Source organism: Pseudomonadota bacterium (genome assembly GCA_030860485.1).
Lineage (GTDB): Bacteria > Pseudomonadota > Gammaproteobacteria > JACCXJ01 > JACCXJ01 > JACCXJ01.
In genome coordinates this window covers 1-20328 of record JALZID010000083.1, presented here as the reverse complement: position 1 = coordinate 20328, position 20328 = coordinate 1, and the positions used below count along the sequence as shown (strand labels likewise).

The following is a 20328-nucleotide window of genomic DNA, read 5'->3' as shown; positions in this document are numbered from 1 at the left end:
CCGGATCAGTTGCACCAAGCGCTTCATGTTATACACCAGGTTGATCATCCCGATCTTCACTCGTGCCCGCTTTAACCCGATGGTGCGCACGATATGCCCGCCCATCGCGGCCTGAGCCCCGAAGATGTGCTCGACCCGCGCCCGAACCTTGGATTTGCTTCGGTTTGACTGCTTTTGCTCGTCGGTCAAGGGACGGCCGCGCATCCCTTTTTCGCAGATCTGACTTTCGATGCCTTCCTCGGCCAACTTCTCTTCGTGTGCCTGGGAACGATAGGCGCTGTCGGCATAGGCCGCCCGTTTCATGCCGTCCTGCCCAGGGGTATGATCGAGGAGTTCTTCAAATACCTGGCTGTCGTGCACCGCCGCATCCGTTACCTCGTAGTCTTGCACGAGCTTGTGCTCTTCATCGGCGTTGATGTGGTTCTTGTAACCGTAGTGGCTCTCTTCGTTCTTCTTGGTCCAACGCGCATCCACATCCTTCTGGCGTTCTTTGGCCGGGTGCTCTTTCCACTCCGCAGGCGGCTCTCCCGTCTTGATCTGCGCGTTCTCCTCTCGGCTGTTGCGCTGGCGCGGCACCTCGATAAACGTGGCGTCTATCATCTGCCCCGCACAGGCCACATAACCTTTGGCCGCCAGCTGTTCATGAAACCGGGCAAACAGCACTTCCACAAGCTCCAGCTCTTTGAGCCGTTCACGAAACAGCCAGACGGTCTTGGCATCCGGCACGCGGTCCTCCAGCTCCAGACCCAGAAAACGCATGAAGGAGAACCGATCGCGTACCTGGTATTCGATCCGATCATCCGACAGATTGTTCAGTTGCTGCAGCACCAGCATCTTGAACATCAGAACCACATCTATCGGCTTGGCCCCGGCATTGCTCTTTCTCGCCTTCTCATGCACCCGATTCAGATCAGGCCGGAACGCTTCCCAGTCAATCTCCGCGTTCAACCCCACCAAGGGATCCCCCATCTCCGTCAACTTCGCGGCGCGCCGCTCAATATCAAAAAAGCCAGGCTGGCCATGCATCGTCATCGACTCCGCTCTTCAGTGTCTCGCTACCTGCACATTATCCCTTAGCCATGACTCGCTGTAAACCACAATTCGCCGTGACAAAGACAATTTTTAGAGGTGCCCCATAGTCGGTGAGAGTCCTAAGGCGCGATCGGAGCACAGATCCTTTTGCGGGTCTCAATACATCGTACATCTCTTGTTCTGTTGCAGCGGCGACTCGTTGCAAGTCTTCCGCGGACCACCCGCGCTTGATGTCAATGCTGTCCAGTGAGAATTCGAGTGATTTAGGAACATTGTGTTTTTCGTGTTCGGCCTGCATACGGTGGCGGAACTCCGCTAAGGTGATATAGCCGGAAAACGGATTGTTACTGAGATCAAACACTTCAGGGTGTTGCTGATTCGCGGCTATGAATGATTCCAATGCTCGGGACGCACGTTCGTCTTCGCCGAGGTCGAGCAAAACGCTGTAAATCGAGTGCATATCCTGGACCCCCATGGTCTGTACACAGTCCACTGCGGCGGTCGCAAGGGCATTCACGACTTCGTCTTTGTTGTTGTCGAACGACCCCGATAACACTTCCCACGCGTTGGTAAGAATCTGTCGGCTTGCGGCACCGTCCAGTTGCGCGGATAGCTTGCTCGCAGGGGTTTGCAGTGCTATGGCGTCCACGAAGCCACGCTGAATAGTGCGAGACACTTCGAGGTCCAGCTCGTCCGTCGATCCGTACCCATAGTTTTGAAGTAGCTCATTCCACGTGGCGTACCTGCGCTCATCGTTCGACATCTCGGCGGGCTCCTTGACATCCCGAGTGTATCGGAACCAGTCGTCGCTCCCATAGGTCTCCAAATACGCCACTGAAGGGAAGTCGTCGGTAGGTAGGAAATGGGCAACACCGAAGAGGGCCACTGCCTGGACTGCTTGGTTCAACACCCCGTCGCGGTACTCCGCTAGCGCTGATTCGAGCTCAAGCGCTAAATCATGAAGCCGTGCGATTACACGGATATTGTTAACCCCGAGTTCGATCAAACGAGGGGCCAACAAAGATGCTACTTTCGACGCTTTGTCCTTGAATGCAATTTCGGCCGCTTCCTGTGGAGTCGGTTGGAGACGCAGTACCTCGTCTACGACCCTCTCCAGATACCGCTCAAGGTCTGGCTTGTCGCTCTCTTTGAGCTTCTCCGGGTTTGTAAGTAGGACAATGCGGCAGTTTCTTTGCTCTTTCATGAACAAAGCCAAGCCGAGTAAGTCGGCAAGTCGGAGTTGTGGAGAGGCGCGCTCCAGATCGTCAAAGCAAATGACGGCGTCTCGCACCGCTCCAAAAGACAATTCGCTGGCCAGACCCTCGAGCTTCGAGAGATACGGCACCACGGGGAGGAGCTTCATGAGTTGCATCGGCTTGAGTTTCCAGCCATCGGGTTCGACTTGATCGCCAATAGTGCCGGTTCCAGGTAGTCGAATCGAGGCCACCATTTCTTCCGCAATACGGCGCCGGACCTCTGGCACAGAACCCAAGCCAAACATCGAAACGTACGCATACCTAGCAGATTCATTTGGGGCAGTGGCGCGATGCCGATTCAAGGCCGCTACCCACTGGAAGGTCTTTCCAACACCCCATCCGCCTGAAAGGAGAACGATTCTTCCCGCGTTCGCATTGAGAAGCTTATCAAGGCGTTCCATGCGGCTTCCTCCTCCGGCACGGCCGGGCGCAGCTCAAGCGCCAGTTCCTTGATGCCGTTGGCCCCAAGCCTAATCTCGATATCGCTCGGCGAGACGATCACCTTCTCGACCAGGAGCCGCACGATCCGCTGCTGCTCGATCGGGAAGAGCTGGTCCCATATCGCATCCAGCCGGATCATCGCCACCGTGACCTGCGCCTCGTCCAATATCGGGTCGAGCTCAACCGCTCGGGCGACGACGTCGTTCACCATCCCTGGCGCCCGCAGTATGCCGCGCACCTGCTCCAGCACGGCCCCCTTCAGCTCAGTGGCCGGCAGGCGCGGCAGGCCGGAGGCCCCGCATGCCCTGTTTTGTCGCGGGCCGGCAGGCAGTAGCGGTACAACCGCCCGCTCCTCTTGCGCGTGAACCAGGGCGTGAGCGCCCGCCCGTCCGACCCCAAGGCGCCCTTGAGCAGGAATGGCCCCTGGGCGCGGGTCGGTGTTGCCGTTGGTGGCGAGGATGGCTTGCACGTCGTCCCAGAGCGTCCTGTCGATGATGGGCTCGCTTGCCTGGGGTACCATTGGGCCTTATGGCACAGCGCGCCCCAAAGCGCTCGAAGACCTCGATGATGGTAGGCCTGGCAGTGCGTCCGTACGGGGTAAAATAACGAGGTCTGATCAAAGCAGAGTGAAAACAGCGTGGCGCGCTCGGGTGGATCCTGGAAACCAGCACAGTGCGGCAACCCCAAGGAGGGCGCGCGCGAGAGGTGCTCCAATCTCCGCTACGGCGTGCTCAAGGAGGTGCCGGCCATTCTGAAAACCCTGGCCGCGGCCGCCAAGGGCGGCGATATCCAGGCCGCGCGGCTCATCCTCGAACGCACCTTGCCGGCACTCAAGAGCGCGGCGGAAACGTTAACCCTGCCGGGCGCCGACACCCCAGCGAGCCAGGGGCGGACGGTGCTCGGGGCCTGCGCCCAGGGCGACATCACCCCGATGAGGCCGCGGCCCTCATGCAGGCCATCTCCGCGCAGGCGCGGGTGGTTGAAGTCGAGGAGCTCACGGAGCGTGTTGCGGCGCTAGAACAAGCCTTGTGCAAGAAGAGGGAGTAAAGCGATGGCCAGGCTCACCGCACGTATTATCCGTCTAGAACGCCTCCTCCCTACCGGCCTGGAGGCCGAGCTTCAGGCGCTGTCCGACGAGGAGCTGGAGCAGCGTCTCGAAGCTGTCCCGCGTGAGATGTCCGAGGAGGACGTACGGACGATGGCGCGGGAGTATCCCGATTTCTTCACGGCGGAAGTGTTGGAGGATGCGGCAACCAGTTACCAGCCTTCCACCTACGATAAGACCCGCCGCGCATCCAGCGTGCATGGAACCTACCACCACTATCAAGAAACACAGTATAGCCATCCAAGGCGCGGTGGACCTCTTGAGACAAGCCGAGCGCGCGGCCTTGGACGTAGGTTCCCGTTGCCCCGCGTGTATCCCGTGATTCCATCCCTTGCGCGAACGTAGCGGGACGAGGTGCAAGAAGAGCTGTGATGCCGGGGAACAGCGCTACTCGGGGAGCTGCTCCGGCCGGTATGCCGCGCGCCGGAGGAGGCCCTCCAGGCGCTCGTGAGCGTCGTTCAGAATAACGGGCGCGGGCGCCTGTACCTCCGTTCCCTGGACCCGGGCGATCGCTTGGTACTCCAGATACTCCCAGCGACTGCGATTATCGAAGAGCCGCGGGCGGAACCCGCCGCGACGCTCGAGCCTTTGGACCGATCGAAGCATATCGGAATCCCTCACTAAACCCCGCTCACCTGTTTCATACGGGCTACCTGGCGTTTGCCAGGTTCGCGCTTCATCGGCCGGCACCGGGTGCCTAGGGGCTTTCCGAGCGCCTGAACTTCAGACTCCACGCGCAGTCACCCGTCCCGTCGCGGGCGAGGCACAATGATCGTCTCTTCGGTCGGTCAGCGCCATCCCCCAAATGGGGGGACCGAGATGGGGGCCAGGGCCAGCCGGAACGCCTACAAGGGCGCACGCGGACGATCCTGCGGGAACTGGCGCGACTGCTGCGGGAGCAACCTGAAGCATTGAAGCGCATCGACGCCAGGAAGATGCGAGGGGTTTAGGCGCCTACGGGGGCGGCCCCTACGTCGACCCTCGGCGCCGCGCAGCCGCCAGGCGCTCAATCGACTCGGTGATCGCACCCTCAGGACCGGTCTTGCTCCGATCGTAGGGTTCGACGGTCGAGCGCTGCAGATCGACTCGGACCTCGCCGAAGTACCGCGGGCCGGGATCGTCCACCGAGCACTGTTGACTTCATCACAGAAGCCGGACTATAGTTTTTCGCGGTTCCACGGATGGTGGTCGTCTCTCGGCAAGATTGCCGGCCTCGGATCGAGGCGTCGTCTGCCCGCTGCTAGAAGGGAAACAATTGGCTTGATATGGAGATTACACATGAAAAAAGCTCTCACGGCCGCTTGCGCGGTCATAATCTTAGTTGCATTGTCGGCACAGGATGCTTCGGCGACATACACGACATACAGTGGCCGGGCTAAGATAGCCGAGGCCGGCTACGGCAAAGAGGTGCGGGCCGATCCGCCCGCGAAAAAAGCCACGGCCGCGGAGCAGCCGGTTGAAGCACCGGGCGAGGCTACCGACGAGATCGGGACCGACGAGGCTGTCGGGGAGCTTACCGACGATACGGTGATAACGACAAAGGTCAAAGCGGCGCTGTTGCAAGACCCAGGCACGGCTGGCCTGGCGATCGGGGTGGAGACCTTCATAGGCGGGGTGCAGCTGAGCGGATCTGTCGATAGCGTCGACAAAAAACAGAGAGCGCAAGATATCGCCGAGCGTGTAGACGGCGTTATCGCCGTGGACAATGCGCTGTCGGTGAAATGATGGAGCGCGGGCCTTGGACGCCCTGATTGCCCTTTAAGCCTTGCCCAGCATGTCCCCGGTGGCCTGGTGAAGCTCGTGATCAACGAGCAGAAGAAGTCTCTCTTTCCGGCCGCGCAGGTGCCATCGATGTCAATGCGCAAGGGACTTAAAAATCCCTCTCAGAGCCATAACTAATTGATTCTATTACGGTGCACTGCGGTAGAATTGGCGGTATTTGGGTAGGTCCCACCGCCACTTTAAAGTCCCCCCGCGGTCCGCTACCTGCCTCGCGCCGCAGTTCGCCGCTGCGCCACCCAATGCTAGGTCTCTCCAGGTGGCGCCGGCCGTGCAGACGAGTTACGGCGCACCTTGGACGAGGAGCGAGGTGGGGGGACCCCTACAAAAGCCGTCCTGTGAATGCCTGCGCGAGGTCGGGGCCGCGCCCCTCCCTTCCCTGCTCGCCAGCCCTGGCGACGCAGAAACAAAAAGAGACACCGCTTGTCGATTAAACCCCCCATTTGGGGGGTTGCGCATAGCTGGCCGACACTGTATGTATTGTCAATGCTGCTCGTCTTCCCGGGTGGGGCTCTGGATCGTCTCGTTCGTACCGATGCTTCATTCTCGTCAACCCCAGAGACTCGGCCTGTTCGGCCTGCTGCTGGCTGGACCCTCATCGCGCCGGTACGCTCTAGGTCCCGCGGTAACGCTTACCGACAGCGTAGTCCCTCGCCGTGGCGTAAGAATAAGAGCTTTGGTAAGGCACCGTGACTTAGGCTGAGGCGGCCAGCGCGGCACAGTCAGTGCAGCTTCAGAGTAAGGCTTGTGCGAGCAGCTGGTCGTGTACCAGATTGTTCGTCGAGTTAACCTTTCACGTCAGTCAAGGAGGTCGTTACCATGGACACCCCGTTACGCGCACTCCCCGTACTCCGCGCCGCCGTTGCGGCGTCCGTGCTCTGGCTCTGCGGCGCCGCGGCCGCCGACGAAGCCTCGCAAAGCGTCGAGGCCGTTGCCAAAAAGGTCGAGAAAGGGGCCGAGCGGACCGAGAAGGCCGAAGGTAAGCACGACCTAGTGGAGGACACCGTCCGCACGAAAACCGGCACCGGAGGTGAGAAAGTGATCGAGCAAGTGGGCGAGGCGTCGTACTACGGCAAAGGCTTTCACGGGAAGAAGACGGCTGGCGGGGAGAAATTCGACCAGGGCGACCTGACGGCCGCGCACCCCACCCCTCCCGCTCGGGTCGGAAGCGAAAGTGACGAACCTGGAGACCGGGGAGTCAGTGGAGGTAGAAATTAACGACCGCGGCCCCTACGCCAAAGGCCGGGACATCGACCTATCGAAAGCCGCGGCCAAAGAGATTGGGATCGACAAGAAAAACGGCGAGGCGCCGGTGAAGATCGAAGCAAACCTGCCCAAGGAAGACAAGTAGCCAGTAGTCAGCATGGCTCATCCCTTCTCTAGTGACCACTGAATGCTGACTACTTACTACTTGCCTGAGCGACGCCGTTTGACTATCCCCTGCCGTTCCGCCGGATCGACTTCCGCGCCCACCCCGAACGCTACCGCATCGGCCGAGGCGGTGTGAGGGTTGAGAAGTCAGATTCCGGCCTTCGCTGTCACACTCGGGGGACTCCACCGACTGAAGAATACCGCTTTGGAGGGTGAGCGACCGCTTGTGGCCGCAGGCAGTCATTCGTTGCTGGTCTCGACGTATCCTGGTCGCGAACAGCGCTCGATAGGAAAAGGTGCTGGGTTTGGCTGAATACGCACTATGAAAGCCGGTCCAACCGAAAGCGCCGGCTCAGCACGCGATCAAGCGCGCGGGTGGGCAGCCAGCGCTTGAGGAACGGTAAGAGAAGACTGTGGTGACCGATCCGGACGACGGCCTGCGGATTGGGCGCTAGCACTGCGTCTGCCATCTTACGCGCAAACACCTCAGCGGGCGTCGTTCGCGCCTGCGAAGCTCCTACGCGCGCAGCAATCGCATCCGTGACGGCCGCGTACAGAGAAGCGTCCTTTAGGTTACTGCGTTTAGCCGCGGTCGCACTGAACTGAGATGCAACGCCCCCAGGCTGGACCGTAATGACCGCAATGCCGAAGGGCTGCAACTCCATGCGCAGGGAATCGGAGAGCGCATTCACCGCCGCCTTGGTGGCGCAGTAGGCGCCTGCGAAGGGCGTGGGCAGCACACCCGATACGCTGCTGATATTGACGATCCGCCCGGAACGTTGGCGCACCATATCGGGCAGCAGCGCCTGGACCAAAGCCACCATACCGAACACATTCGTCTCGAACTGAAGGCGCAGCTCGTTCATGGGCAGCTCGGCGGGCGGTCCCAGCGCGCCGTAGCCCGCATTGTTGATCAGGAGCGCCACGGTGACACCGTCGTGCTGAAGACGCGTCTGCAGGCGGCGGATACTCTCTGCATCCGTCACATCGAGCGTGGCCGTCCGGATACCACGCGCCTCAAACGCACTCAGCGTGCTCACCCGGCGCGCCGTGGCATACACCACATGTCCCCGACGGTGGAATTCTTCGGCCAGCGCGCGGCCGATGCCCGTGGAACAGCCCGTGACCAGCGTAATATTCGTCTTCATGAGGCGGCCGACGGGCTGCTCAGTGTCGCAATCTTACTCCGTGGTGCGTCAATCGACGAACAGATCGGGCAGCAAATTCGTCGCGCCTGGCACCACCGCATAGCGCGCGAGATCGACGACGCCCTCGGCGGTGAGCACCTCCTCGTCGATGTAGAGATTGCCGGTGTGCTTGCGGCTGTCGCGGTTCAGGATGATGTATGCGGCATCGGCAAGGATCTCCGGCGTGCGACAGCGGTTGGGATCGACGCCGGGGATCATCGCCAATGCGGCGGTGTGAATGACCGTTCGCGGCCAGAGCCCGTTCACCGCGATGCCGTCGGCGCGAAACTCCTCCGCCATGCCGATCACGCACATGCTCATGCCGTATTTCGCCATCGTGTAGGCGCTGTGATGCTTGAACCACTTCGGGTCCAGGTTGAGCGGCGGCCCGAGATTGAGGATGTGCGGATTGCGGCCGGCCTTCGCCGACCGCTTGAGGTAAGGGATGCAGGCCTGCGAGCAGCAATACGTGCCGCGCACGTTCACGCCGAACATGAGGTCGAACCGTTTCATCGGCGTCTCGAGCGTGCCGGTGAGCGAGATCGCACTCGCGTTGTTGACCAGGATATCGATGCCGCCGAAGTGCTCCGTGCAGCGCTTCGCCGCCTCGGCGACTTTGGTGTCGTTCCGGATGTCCACCGGCATCGGCAAGGCTCGCCCGCCTGCGGCTTCGATCTCTTCGGCGGCGGAGTAGATCGTGCCCGGCAGTTTCGGATGCGGCTGCTCGGTCTTGGCGACGATCGCGACGTTCGTGCCGTCGCCCGCGGCGCGCAACGCGATCGCCTTCCCGATGCCGCGCGACGCGCCGGTGATGAACAGCGTCTTGCCGGCAAGGCTCATAGCACCGCTTGGTCTACTCTTTCAGCCAACTTGTAGAAGGCATCGGCGATCTGGCGCGCGAAGCGCGCGGGATCGGCGCGGCAGGCAAACCGAGATGGGTGAGGATCTTGGTAATCACGGGGGGATGTTCAATGGCGGTGAGGATCCCCGCCCCTCCTCCGGAGTCGGAGCCCGCGATGATGAGCACGCGGCCGTTCATATCGCCATCTCGGGGTGTAGGGCTTTCATGCCCAGGCGCCGGAAGCGCTGGACCGATAGCCGAGACAGCGGTATGCGGCGTCGACCAGGCGCTGGCCGCGCTCAGTCAGCCCGGCGCCCGCCCCCATCTTGTTCATCGTGTACCCGAACGACATCTCTGCTTTCGGGTCGGCAAATCCGATCGAGCCACCGAATCCGGCATGCCCGAATGCCTCCTCAGACAGAATGACGCTGTTGTCCTGGCCGCGCGCTAGCCGGCGATTGTCCATGCTCTTCATGAACCGCAACGAGAACCGCGTGGGCATCAGGAGGACGGCGTCGCGGCCCGTCGCCGAGGAGACGGCCGCCATCCGGGCAATCGCGTCTCGGGTGGCGAGCCCCTTCCCGCCGGTGGCGAGGGGGGCATACAGGCACGCGAGGCCACGCGCGTTGGTGATACCGCCCGATCCTCCGATCTCGGCGGTGTGAGCGACAGGCGAGTCGTAATCGGGCTCCGCCATGTACCCGCCCGTATTTAGAAACATGAGCGATGGGAGGGAGCTAGGATCTTGGAGCGCCGCGAAAAATCGGGTCGTGGTGTCGAGTGCGCCCGGGATCATGCGTGCGACACGCGACTCCAGATGTCTCGGTAGCCCGATCCAGAAATCGATTCCTAACGGTCTGGCGACCTCGTCCTGAAAGAAGGTGCCCAATAACTTCCCCGATACACGCCGAACCACCTCGCCCACCAGCCAGCCGAACGTGAAGCCGTGGTATCCGGTCCGGGTACCCGGTTGCCAAAACGGCTCCTCCTTCTCGAGTGTGGCGATCATGAAGTCCCAATCGTAGAACGCGCCTCGTGACAAGGTGCCACGCAGCGCCGGCAGGTCTGCCTGGTGGTTCAGGAGCATCTTTACCGTGATGGAGCCCTTGCGTGCCTGGGCGAACTCGCGCCAGTACTCGGCCACCGGCGCATCGAGATCCAGGAGACCCCGCGAAGCGAGCACGTGCGCGCAGAGGGCCGTCGCCCCTTTGGTGGACGAGAAGATCAGGCTCACGGTTCCCTCCGTCCAAGGCGTACCCGTATCGCCGCGCGCCGTCCCGCCCCACAGGTTCACCACGATTTGCCCGCCGAGAACGACACAGACCGAGGCGCCGATCTCCCCGCGCTCCTGGAAATTCCGCTCAAATTCGCCTCGTACCGCTTGAAACTGAGCGTCGCAAGACCCCTGGACGTTCATCGTGCCCCTTGTCCGTATGACGTAGGCGAAGGATAGCGAGCCTGCTCGTAGAGTCCAGCGGGAAGAAGTGATGGTTGCACTTTCGGTGGGAGCGGCGTTCACTCGGCCGCGCCCGAGAAGGCACGGCTGTCCCCGATCATTCGATCACACGGGTCTGGCCGTGCCGCAGCACGAAAAACTCCTCCTCCGCCACACCTCGGGCCAGCCGTGCCGCAGCAAGATCGCGCAGCGCCTGGTCCAGGGGCTCTTGTGTCAGGCGCTCGAAGGTCCCCCAATGGATGCCGAGCGAGCGGCGCGCGCCGATCTCGCCGTGGATGCGCACCGCCTCCTCCGGATTGATGTGGTTGTTGCGCATGAACCAGCGCGGCTCGTAGTGGCCGATGGCGATGGCGGCGAGGTCGAACGGGCCGAGCCGGCGGCCGATCTCGGGAAAATCCTGCGAGTAGGCGGTATCGCCGGAGAAGAAGAAACGAAAGCCCGCGCGTTCCGCAGCCCAACCGCCCCACAGGGTGCTGTTGCCGTCCCAGGGGGTGCGCGCGCTCCAGTGGTGGACCGGCACCAGCGTCACCGTCATACCCGCCACCGCGCGGCTCTCCCACCAGTCCAGCGCCACGACGTTCGCATTGGGCAGCCGGCGGCGGAACCAGCGTTCCAGCCCCAGCGGCACGGCGAAGCCGGGCGGTGCGCCGCGCTGGCGCGAAAGCGCCCGCACGCTGGGCAAGTCGAGATGATCGTAGTGGCTGTGGGAGATCAGCACCAGATCGATGAGTGGCAGATCGCAGAGCGCGATGCCGGGCGGCTGGTGGCGCCGTGGGCCGGTGAAAGGCAGGGGCGAGGCGCGCCGCGAGAACATCGGATCGGTGATGAGGTTGCGCCCGCCTGTCTGCACCAGCACGGTGGAATGCCCGATCCAGGTGACCGTGTGTCGCGTGCGGTTGGCCTGCAGCAGCGCCAGATCCGGCGCCACCGGCGAGAGGTCGATCTGCGGCGCGCCGGCCGGCGCCTTCGCACCGAGATCGCGCCGCAGGCGCGCCAACTCCTCCTGCGTGGGCGGGACACGGGGATGATTGTTGCGGAAGCCGACCGGCGTGTGATGGCGCTTCGCCGCGTCGAAGTATGGGTTGTGCGGCTTCGGCGCCGGCAGCATGCGCACCAGACGTAATACTGACCAGTGGTTCATGAACCGCCCCGCTCATGACGGCGTCCCGGCCTGTGTGATGTGCTGTAACGAGCCTGCATGGTTGCGAACGTGGTTGATCCGAGCCTTCAGACAGCGCGGCGGGGTTATTGTTTATTCGAGCGGGAGCAAGAGCGCCACGCAGCCCGTCGTAGGGCGACGTGTTGCGCGCGATAGTCCCTTCGTTTTCCTGTCGGAGCTTGGTGATGAGCGCCGCTGCCATCCAGTACACACTGCGCCGGGCCGGCGAGGCCGCCGGCCTGCCCATGCGCGTCTATCCCCACATGCTGCGCCACGGCTGCGGGTCCTCACAACGCCGACACCAACACCCGTCTCGTCCAGGAAGTCCTGGCCCCTATGGACATCCGCAGCACCTTGCGCTAAACAGATATGATGCAAGCCGCTTCCGCGGCCTTTGGCGGAGGGACGGCGATCAAGCAAGAGTAATCGATTCCGAAATCTCAGCGAGGAGGATGACGATGGCATACGTGGATGGTTTCGTGCTTCCAGTCCCGCAGAAAAACGTGCAGGCCTACCGGCGCATGGCGAGGAAGGCCGGAAAGATCTGGCGCGAGCATGGTGCGCTCCTCTACATCGAGGCCGTTGCGGACGACGTAAAGCCGGGCAAGCGGACGTCGTTCCCGCAGAGCGTGAAGCTGAAGGACGACGAGACGGTGGTCTTCGCGTACATCGTCTTCAAGAGCCGTGCGCATCGCGACAAGGTCAACGCCAAGGTGATGAAGGACCCGCGCCTGGGGAGCATGATGGACCCCAAGGCCATGCCCTTCGACGGCAAGCGCATGATCTACGGCGGCTTCAAGGTGATGGTTGATCTTTAGCCACGATACCGCCCGCCTTGATTCTCTCTACCCCGGTCAGCCGCTGTCAAAATTTTTCGGAACGTGAGGCTCATCCGCTCGCCGAGGAGGCCTGCCTGCCGCGGAACGCCGTGGTAGTAGTCCCGTTGGCAGGTGCCGCCCATCACGACGAGACTCCCGCGGCCGAGGTCGAGCGTGTGGCGCTCGCCCCCGTGGCGGCGCCGCGGCTTCAAGACGAACCGGCGAGGCGCGCCGAGCGAGAGGCTGGCCACTACGGGATCCTCGCCGAGCTCAGGCTCGTCATCCGCGTGGAACCCCATGCTGTCGCCCCCGTCCCGATACCGGTTCACGAGCACGTGGTTGAAGGGCACGCCAGTGCGCTTGCGCACCCGCCAGAGGAGGCGCTCCATGGCCGCCGTAAAAGCGCGGGGCTCGAGGGTCTGGCCCGAGTAGCGGTAGCCGAGATCGCCGGCCCAGGCAATGAGCCGGGGCTGGAGGACACGCCGGCCGAAGAGCACGACCTCGCGCTGCTCCCAGACGAGCTCGTGGCGGAGGGTCTCGAGGAGCGCATCGGCCTCGGGCCTGGGGAACCATGTCGGCTCGTGCTCGATCCAGGCGCTGGTAGTGAGCGTGGTGCGCATGTAAGGACAGGTCAGAGTCTACCAGGGGCCGGTGCTGTGCGCCGATGGTCCCGCCTTCGCGGAGCGCGGTGGTCCAAGCAGGGGAGTGCCTCCTTGACAGGGTTCCCGGACTCCGCGCAGAGTGCCGCTCGATGCGCACGAAGCTGTCCTGCCCGGCGACCACCCCGGGTCCCCGCTCCTTGAGCCCCGTGACTCTCCCCGACGGGCCGCTCCGCGCCGGCCCCCTGGCCTCGAAGCTCCAGCGAGAGATCGTGCTGCTCCTCGCCTGGAGTCCGGCCATCCTGCTCCAGCTCGCGCACCCGCTGGTGGCGCGCGGGGTGGCCGACCACGGCACGTTCCGTACCGAGCGCTATGGCTGGCGCCGCCGCTTGCACCACACCGTCGCTGCCATGCTCCGGCTCTCTTTCGGCACGGAGCGGGACGCGCAGATCGCTTTGGAACGCATCAACGCAATCCACGATCGCGTGCACGGACACCTGGCCGAGGCCGCAGGCATCTTCCCCGCCGGGACGCCCTACTCGGCCCACGATCCGGCGCTCCTCCTGTGGGTGCACGCCACCCTGGTCCACATGAACCTCCGCGTCTATGAGCTCTTCGTGGACCGCATGGCCCCCGAGGACCGGGACCGCTACTGTGCCGAGGCTACCGCGATAGTGGGAGGCCTCGGCATTCCCGTCGGATGGCTCCCGCGGAGCGCAACCGAGCTCGACCGGTACATGGACGGGATGCTAGCCCGGGGAGAGATCGCCGTCACCGACAGCGCGCGCACCCTGGCCCGCGCGATTCTCCATCCCCACGTCCCTCGGCTTGGCGCGCCGGCCACCGCCGTCCTGCGTTTCACCACCATCGGGCTCCTGCCGCCGGCGATCCGGGCCGGTTATGGCTTTCCCTGGAGCGCGCGGCGCGACACGGCCCTGCGCGGGCTCGCCTGGCACGTGCGCGCCCTGCTGCGGCTGACCCCGCCGGTGCTCCGCTACTGGCCAGCGGCGCGCGCAGCCGCCCGCCGCTCGGAATGCCCCGTGGCCGCGCTCCGAAGCCCTCGGCCCTGAGGCGCTCGCGAGAGCCCCGGGGCCCCTCGGCCGCTGGAGGGCCGCCGCGAGCTCGGGCGCATTGAGCTGAGGGATCAGACCGATCGTCCCATGTGTCAAAGCGCCATCGACTGGGCGGGGATTCCCATGGCTACTACGGGACCCCGATCCCTTCCTTGCAACGCCTTGGTTGGAAGCAAATCGAGACCCGTGCGAAAGAGGTTCGCTCGCGCGCCCGTGATATGAGGCGAAGCCGATGACTGGCGCGCTCTTGATCTATGGGGCAAACGGCTACACGGGCGAGCTCACAGCGCGATTCGCGGCGGAGCGCAAGCAGCAGGCGATCGTCGCCGGTCGCAGCGCGGAGCGTGTTCGGGCGGTCGCCGATCGGTACGGCTTCGAGCATCGAGTCTTCGGGCTCGACGATCCGGAAGCGCTGGTCGCGGGGTTGGCAGGCGTCGAAGTCGTCTTGCATTGCGCCGGGCCATTCAGCCGCACGTCCAAGCCGATGATCGACGCGTGCTTGGCGGCGCGGGCGCACTATCTCGACATCACCGGCGAAATCGCGGTCTTCGAGAGCGCTGCGGCGCGCGACGCCGACGCACGAAGCGCCGGCGTGATGCTTTTGCCGGGCACCGGTTTCGACGTCGTACCGTCCGACTGCCTCGCGCTCCACGTTGCGCGAAAGCTGCCCGACGCGCACGAGCTGACACTGGGGTTTTTCGTCCTCGGCTCGGTCTCTCACGGCACGGCCACGACGATGGTCGAAAACGTACACCGCGGCGGCTTCGTTCGGCGGGACGGCAAGCTCACGCCGGTGCCTACCGGATCGCTCGTGCGCGACATCGACTACGGGGACGGCTCGGGCAAGAAGCGCTCGATGGCCATCCCGTGGGGCGACGTCTCGACCGCTTTCCATAGCACGCGCATCCCCAACATCGAAGTCTACGTGCCCGCCACGAGCGCGATGATCTGGGGAGCGCGGATCGGCTCGCGGTTCGGCGCAGTGCTCGGCTCCGGCAAAGTGCAGAGCTTTCTCAAACGTCGCATCGACGCGCGCCCGGCCGGGCCGACCGACGAGCAGCGCAAGCGCGGCAAGAGTTTCCTCGTGGCCGAAGCCCGCAACCCTGCCGGACGATCCGCGAAAGCGTGGCTCCAGACTCCGGAGGCCTACACGCTCACCGCGTTGACTTCGCTCGAGATCGCCAAGCGCGCGCTCGCGGGCGAAGTCGCGAAGGGGTTCTCGACGCCCGCCAAGCTGCTTGGCCCCGACTTCATTCTCGGCTTCGAAGCAGTGCGCCGCCACGACGACGACGTTGCCTAGCTCGAACTATTTTTCGTGTATTATTCCGAGTGTTCTTCATCTTGGTTATCCTCCATCGGTATTTCGTGTAACGCTCCAAATCCTCCTCATGCCTCAGCAGTTCGACAATGTCGGTGATTGTGTCGACGCCGCGCTCCGGCGTGTCGGCAAGCGCATCGTGCTGGCATTGCCGCTCGCACTCGGCAACCCCGTGCCGCTGGCAAATGAGTTCTACCGGCGCGCGCTCCGCGATCGGTCGACCGAGCTGAAAATTTTAACCGGCTTGAGCCTGCGCAAGCCGCAAGCGTCGGGCGAGCTCGAACGCCGCTTCCTCGATCCGTTCGTCGCGCGGATCTTCGGCAACTGCCCGGAGCTCGACTACGTCGCGGCCGTGCGCGCAGGCCAGGTGCCGTCCAACATCGAAGTCATCGAGTTCTTCCTCGAGCCGGGCGCCTATTTGGGTAATGCTTACGCGCAACAGCGTTACCTCAGCGCTAACTACACGCATGTCGCCCGCGAGGTGCTCGCGCACGGCGTGAACGTCGTTGCGCAGATGATCGCAAAGCGGGTGAGCGACGGGCGCACGGAATACAGTCTGAGCTGTAACCCGGACGTGAGCGTCGATCTGCTACCGGAGCTCGACGCCGCCCGCCGCAGCGGGCGCGAGATCGTCACCATCGGCGTTGTGAATCGCCAACTGCCGTTCATGTTCGGCGGTGCCCAGATCGCGGAGAGCGCTCTGGATTTCGTCGTCGAACATTCTCGCTATGACTACGATCTGTACTGCCCGCCGAATCTCGCCATCGGCACGGTGGACTACCTGATCGGACTCTACGCCAGCGCCCTGGTGAAGGACGCGGGCACGCTCCAGGTCGGCATCGGTGCGCTCGGGGATGCGATCGTCTACTGCCTGCAGCTGCGCCATCAGCACAACGCCACCTGGCGAAGCGTCCTCGACGACTGTCGCATGCGTGAACGGTTCGGTCCGCAGATCGAGCAGATCGGCGAAACCGAGCGGTTCGAGCGCGGCCTCTACGGCTGCACCGAGATGTTCGTCGACGGCTTTCTGGATCTATATCGATCCGGAATCCTCAAGCGGCGCGTGTATGGCCACGCGCTCGTCCAAGGACTGCTCAACGAAGGCAAGATCACGGAATGCATCGACGCTCGAACGCTCGAGCGGCTACTCGAGGCGGGACTGCCGCCGCTCCTCAATGCAGCGGAGTTCGCGTCCTTGCAGCAGGTGGGTATCATTGCGGCCGACTGCAGTTACGAGAGCGGCCGCATCCGCACTCCACAGGGCGAATGGCTGCCGGCCGATCTGTCGGACGCGGTGACGCGGGAACGGCTTGCGCACGAGTGTCTCGGCGCGCACCTGCGCGAAGGCGTGCTGCTGCACGGCGGCTTTTTCCTGGGACCCAAAGGTTTCTATGCCGCGCTGCGTGACCTACCCGAAGCCGAGCGGCGGCTTTTCAACATGAGCAGCGTGGGCTTCATCAACCAGCTCTACGGTGAGGACGCGGCGCGGCGCATCGCGCAGCGCCAGCATGCGCGCTTCATCAACACTGCGATGATGATCACGATCACCGGCGGGGCGGTTTCGGACACCTTGGACAATGGGCAGGTCGTGAGCGGCGTCGGCGGACAGTACAACTTCGTGTCGATGGCACATGCGTTGCCCGGCGCGCACTCGGTGTTGGCGGTGCGCAGTGTGCGCACCAAGGCCGGCCGCACGACCTCCAACCTCGTGTTCAGTTACGGCCACACCACTATCCCGCGACACCTGCGTGATGTGGTGATCACCGAGTACGGCATTGCAGAGCTGCGCGGCAAGACGGACAGCGAGGTCATCGCGGCGCTGCTCAACATCGCCGATGCGCGCTTTCAGGACAAGCTGTTACGTCAGGCACAGGCGGCCGGCAAGCTCCCACGCGAGTACCGGATCCCTGACGCTCACCGCAACAACACTCCCGAGGCGCTGGAGAGGGCGCTCGCGGGACATCGCCGCGCAGGGTTGTTCTCGGAGTTTCCGTTTGGCACCGACTACACAGCCGAGGAGCTGGTGCTGGCCCAGGCATTGAAGCGGCTGCGCGAGCGGATGGAAACGGCGGCCGGCAAGGCTGCGGCCGTGGCGACGGCGCTCCTGCGGCCGGGGATTTCGGCGCCCATGCGGCCGTATCTGCAGCGCATGAAGCTCGACCGGCCGCAGAACATGCGCGAAAGGCTGTTGCAGAGACTGTTGGCAACCGAGCTCCGGGAGCTTCTGGGCTGAGAGCTTGTGAAAAAAATCTGCTGCGCTCGGGATCTCGCGTTGCATCCTCGGCGCGCCAAGCAGGGCCACTCCCTGGCCCTGGCTTCCCGGCGGTGCTCGGAATCCTCATGTATTTTTCCGCCCTCCGGGCCGAGATCTATCAGCCAGTGGGCCTCGGCGATGATGTCGAGATTGTGCTCGATGATGACCACCGTATATACTCGGCCTCATCGATGACGAGACCGCGGCGGCGCCCGGATCCGGTGTGCAGGCCAAGCTGGTCACCGTGGGTTGCCGGGGCGTTCCCGGCCGCGAGATACCCGGCTACATGTTGGATCTGAACGCGCTCTTCGCCCCCCGCTCCATCGCCGTGATCGGCGCCGGCCGAGAGCGCGGCTCCGTCGGCGGCGAGATCTTCCACAACCTCCTCACGCACGCCTTCACCGGCCCCGTCTACCCGGTGAACGCGAAGGCGAAGACCGTCCAGTCGGTGCGCGCCTACCCGAGCATCAAGGATATCCCCGACGAGGTGGATCTCGCCGTGATCGTCGTCCCGCGTGACTTCGTGCAGGGCGTGGCGGAGGACTGCGGGCGCAAGGGCGTGAAGGCGCTCATCGTGATCTCGGCGGGCTTCGGCGAGACCGGCGAGATCGGTGGCGCGCTGCAGGCGAAGCTGCTGGCCACGGTGCGAGGGTTCGGTATGCGTATGGTCGGGCCGAACTGCCTGGGCGTGCTCACCACCGATCCCGCCGTGCGCATGAGCGCGACCTTCGCGCCCACCTGGCCACCCCGGGGGCGGGTCAGCTTCAGCTCGCAGTCTGGCGCGCTTGGACTCGCGATCCTCGACTATGCGAAGGAGCTCGGGATCGGCGTACGCAGCTTCGTCTCGGTCGGCAACAAGGCCGACATCTCCGGCAACGACCTCATCGAGTGGTGGGAGACCGATCCGGAGACGGACGTCATCCTTCTGTATCTCGAGTCGTTCGGCAATCCGAGGAAGTTCATCAATCTCGCGCGCCGGATCGCCAAGGAGAAGCCGATCGTCGCGGTGAAGAGCGGGCGCACGGCGGCCGGCTCGCGCGCGGCGAGCTCGCACACGGGCGCGCTGGCGGGCGAGGATTCGGCGGTCGACGCGCTTTTCGCGCAGACGGGCGTCATCCGGACGGACACCATCGAGGAGCTCTTCGACATGTCGATGCTCCTCGCGAATCAGCCCGTGCCGGCGTCGAACCGGCTGGCGATCGTCACCAACGCGGGCGGCCCTGGGATCATGGCGACCGATGCGTGCGAGAGCCGCGGGCTCGTGGTCACTCCGCTCTCCGAGGCCACCATGGAGAAGCTGCGCGGGTTCCTCCCGAGCGACGCGTCCGTGAAGAACCCGGTGGACATGATCGTGAGCGCGAGCGCCGAGTCCTACGGCAAAACGGTGCGCGTCCTTCTCGAGGATCCGCAGGTAGACAGCCTGCTCGTGATCTTCGTGCCTCCGATCATCACCGAGGCGCCGGCGGTCGCGGCGGCGGTGCGCGAGGCGCTCGCCACCGCTCCCGCCGCGAAGGAGAAGACCATCCTCGCGTGCTTCCTCGGCACGCGCGGCGTGCCGGAGAGCCTGGCGACCCTGCAGGCGGGCAAGGTGCCGTCGTACGCGTTCCCCGAGGCGGCCGCGATCGCGCTATCGCGCGCCGTCGACTACGGCAAGTGGAAGCGCCTGCCGGAGCCTGTCTTCCCGCGGTTCCGCGTGGAGAAAGACCGCGCGGCGAAGGCGATCTCGGGGGCGCGCGAGAATGCGATCTCCTCCTTCTGGCTCGATGCCGGCGGCGTCCGCGACGTGCTCGACGCCTACGGCATCCGCATGCCGCAGACGGCGTTCGCGAAGACGGCTGACGACGCCGCGCGGCTCGCGAAGCGGTTCGGCGTTCCCGTCGCGGTGAAGCTCGAGTCGCGCACGCTCACGCACAAGACCGAGGTCGGTGGCGTGAAGCTCAACCTCCAGGACGCCGCCGCCCAGCAGGCGTTTTACGACATCCAGAACGCGCTCAAGACGCTCGGCAAGGACAAGGAGATGGAAGGCGTCGTCGTGCAGGAGATGGCGCCGGAAGGCGTGGAGACGATCGTCGGCGTTTCGCTCGATCCCGCGTTCGGCCATCTCCTCATGTACGGTCTCGGCGGCGTCGCGGTGGAGATCCTCAAGGACGTGGCCTGGGGCGTCGCGCCTATCGCGGACGTGGACGCGGATCGCATGATCGGGTCGGTGAAGGGCAGCAAGCTGCTCGCGGGATTCCGCGGCGCTCCTCCCGCGGACATTCCCGCGCTGAAGGACGTGATGCTGCGGGTGAGCCAGCTCGTGTGCGACTTCCCCGAGATCGAGGAGATGGACCTGAACCCGGTGCGTGTGCTCCCGGTCGGGAAGGGCGCGATCGCGGTGGACGCGCGGATCAAGCTCGCGGGGCCGAAAAAGCCGCAGAGCGTGGCCGGGGCTGCGGCGGCGTGCTAGATCGTCGGCCATGACGGCGTATCATCCATCGCATGTCGGCTCAGGTGTCAGCGCCACGAGAACGGCTCTCGGGATCGGTGGAGCGGGTCACGTTTCACAGCGAGGAGACGGGCTTCTGTGTCTTACGGGTCAAGGCACGAGGGCATCGGGAGTTGGTGGCAGTCGTCGGTACCGCGGCGGCGGTAAGTCC

Annotated in this window: 21 protein-coding genes; 10 read left to right on the top strand and 11 right to left on the bottom strand. The window is 64.2% G+C overall.

Annotation, left to right across the window (positions count from 1 at the left end; all coding sequences use genetic code 11):
* From M3461_04945 to M3461_04935, 3 genes are all read right to left on the bottom strand, one after another.
* The coding region (locus M3461_04945) for an IS5 family transposase (GenBank protein ID MDQ3773745.1) at positions 1–1026 on the bottom strand (1026 nt) is incomplete at its 3' end.
* 40 nt (positions 1027–1066) lie between these two features.
* The gene (locus M3461_04940) at positions 1067–2689 is read right to left on the bottom strand and encodes a hypothetical protein (protein MDQ3773744.1); all 1623 of its coding nucleotides are present in this window, start codon (positions 2687–2689) and stop codon (positions 1067–1069) included.
* Positions 2596–3249 (bottom strand): hypothetical protein, encoded by a 654-nt coding sequence (locus M3461_04935; GenBank protein MDQ3773743.1) that lies wholly within the window; start codon positions 3247–3249, stop codon positions 2596–2598. The genes M3461_04940 and M3461_04935 overlap by 94 nt, the downstream gene beginning before the upstream one ends.
* 117 nt (positions 3250–3366) lie before the next feature.
* Here M3461_04935 and M3461_04930 point away from each other — a divergent pair, with 117 nt between their 5' ends.
* Both M3461_04930 and M3461_04925 read left to right on the top strand, forming a co-directional pair.
* Positions 3367–3747 carry a hypothetical protein gene (locus M3461_04930; GenBank protein MDQ3773742.1) on the top strand — a complete coding sequence of 127 codons (381 nt, stop codon included), beginning with the start codon at positions 3367–3369 and terminating at the stop codon, positions 3745–3747.
* Positions 3748–3780: 33 nt separating this feature from the next.
* Positions 3781–4179, top strand: a complete 399-nt coding sequence (locus M3461_04925) for a hypothetical protein (GenBank protein MDQ3773741.1) — start codon at positions 3781–3783, stop codon at positions 4177–4179.
* 42 nt (positions 4180–4221) lie between these two features.
* Here M3461_04925 and M3461_04920 read toward each other — a convergent pair whose 3' ends face one another.
* Positions 4222–4440, bottom strand: a complete 219-nt coding sequence (locus tag M3461_04920) for a hypothetical protein (GenBank protein MDQ3773740.1) — start codon at positions 4438–4440, stop codon at positions 4222–4224.
* Positions 4441–4803: 363 nt separating this feature from the next.
* Complete coding sequence (locus tag M3461_04915; GenBank protein ID MDQ3773739.1) at positions 4804–4959, bottom strand: hypothetical protein; 156 nt, start codon at positions 4957–4959, stop codon at positions 4804–4806.
* A gap of 153 nt (positions 4960–5112) precedes the next feature.
* Between M3461_04915 and M3461_04910 the strand changes: the two genes are divergently transcribed.
* The 3 genes from M3461_04910 to M3461_04900 all read left to right on the top strand — a co-directional run bounded on the left by M3461_04910 (position 5113) and on the right by M3461_04900 (position 6964).
* Positions 5113–5559, top strand: a complete 447-nt coding sequence (locus M3461_04910) for a BON domain-containing protein (protein MDQ3773738.1) — start codon at positions 5113–5115, stop codon at positions 5557–5559.
* Between the two features lie 873 nt (positions 5560–6432).
* Positions 6433–6831, top strand: a complete 399-nt coding sequence (locus M3461_04905) for a hypothetical protein (GenBank protein MDQ3773737.1) — start codon at positions 6433–6435, stop codon at positions 6829–6831.
* Positions 6815–6964, top strand: coding sequence for a septal ring lytic transglycosylase RlpA family protein (locus M3461_04900; GenBank protein MDQ3773736.1), 150 nt, complete (start codon positions 6815–6817; stop codon positions 6962–6964). Before M3461_04905 ends, M3461_04900 begins: the two co-directional genes overlap by 17 nt.
* Positions 6965–7304: 340 nt before the next feature.
* Here the strand turns inward: M3461_04900 and M3461_04895 are convergent, their stop codons facing one another.
* From M3461_04895 to M3461_04875, 5 genes are all read right to left on the bottom strand, one after another.
* The gene (locus M3461_04895) at positions 7305–8132 is read right to left on the bottom strand and encodes an SDR family NAD(P)-dependent oxidoreductase (GenBank protein ID MDQ3773735.1); all 828 of its coding nucleotides are present in this window, start codon (positions 8130–8132) and stop codon (positions 7305–7307) included.
* Positions 8133–8180: 48 nt separating this feature from the next.
* A complete protein-coding gene (locus M3461_04890) occupies positions 8181–9011 on the bottom strand; it encodes an NAD(P)-dependent oxidoreductase (protein MDQ3773734.1) in 831 nt (276 codons plus the stop codon).
* Positions 9012–9024: 13 nt separating this feature from the next.
* Positions 9025–9210 carry a hypothetical protein gene (locus tag M3461_04885; GenBank protein ID MDQ3773733.1) on the bottom strand — a complete coding sequence of 62 codons (186 nt, stop codon included), beginning with the start codon at positions 9208–9210 and terminating at the stop codon, positions 9025–9027.
* Positions 9211–9235: 25 nt separating this feature from the next.
* Complete coding sequence (locus M3461_04880; GenBank protein MDQ3773732.1) at positions 9236–10429, bottom strand: beta-lactamase family protein; 1194 nt, start codon at positions 10427–10429, stop codon at positions 9236–9238.
* A 136-nt stretch (positions 10430–10565) separates the two neighbouring features.
* Positions 10566–11609, bottom strand: a complete 1044-nt coding sequence (locus M3461_04875; protein ID MDQ3773731.1) for an MBL fold metallo-hydrolase — start codon at positions 11607–11609, stop codon at positions 10566–10568.
* A 476-nt stretch (positions 11610–12085) separates the two neighbouring features.
* Here M3461_04875 and M3461_04870 point away from each other — a divergent pair, with 476 nt between their 5' ends.
* A complete protein-coding gene (locus M3461_04870; GenBank protein ID MDQ3773730.1) occupies positions 12086–12445 on the top strand; it encodes a DUF1428 domain-containing protein in 360 nt (119 codons plus the stop codon).
* On the opposite strand, the gene M3461_04865 is transcribed toward M3461_04870, so the two are convergent.
* Positions 12442–13065 carry an alpha-ketoglutarate-dependent dioxygenase AlkB gene (locus M3461_04865; GenBank protein ID MDQ3773729.1) on the bottom strand — a complete coding sequence of 208 codons (624 nt, stop codon included), beginning with the start codon at positions 13063–13065 and terminating at the stop codon, positions 12442–12444. The genes M3461_04870 and M3461_04865 overlap by 4 nt on opposite strands.
* 131 nt (positions 13066–13196) lie before the next feature.
* Here M3461_04865 and M3461_04860 point away from each other — a divergent pair, with 131 nt between their 5' ends.
* From M3461_04860 to M3461_04845, 4 genes are all read left to right on the top strand, one after another.
* Positions 13197–14114 (top strand): DUF2236 domain-containing protein, encoded by a 918-nt coding sequence (locus M3461_04860; GenBank protein ID MDQ3773728.1) that lies wholly within the window; start codon positions 13197–13199, stop codon positions 14112–14114.
* Positions 14115–14349: 235 nt separating this feature from the next.
* Positions 14350–15417 carry a saccharopine dehydrogenase NADP-binding domain-containing protein gene (locus M3461_04855; GenBank protein MDQ3773727.1) on the top strand — a complete coding sequence of 356 codons (1068 nt, stop codon included), beginning with the start codon at positions 14350–14352 and terminating at the stop codon, positions 15415–15417.
* Between the two features lie 88 nt (positions 15418–15505).
* Positions 15506–17668 carry an acetyl-CoA hydrolase gene (locus tag M3461_04850; protein ID MDQ3773726.1) on the top strand — a complete coding sequence of 721 codons (2163 nt, stop codon included), beginning with the start codon at positions 15506–15508 and terminating at the stop codon, positions 17666–17668.
* A 244-nt stretch (positions 17669–17912) separates the two neighbouring features.
* Positions 17913–20138: an acetate--CoA ligase family protein gene (locus M3461_04845; protein ID MDQ3773725.1), complete on the top strand. Its 2226-nt coding sequence runs from the start codon at positions 17913–17915 to the stop codon at positions 20136–20138.
* Positions 20139–20328: the final 190 nt, after the last annotated feature.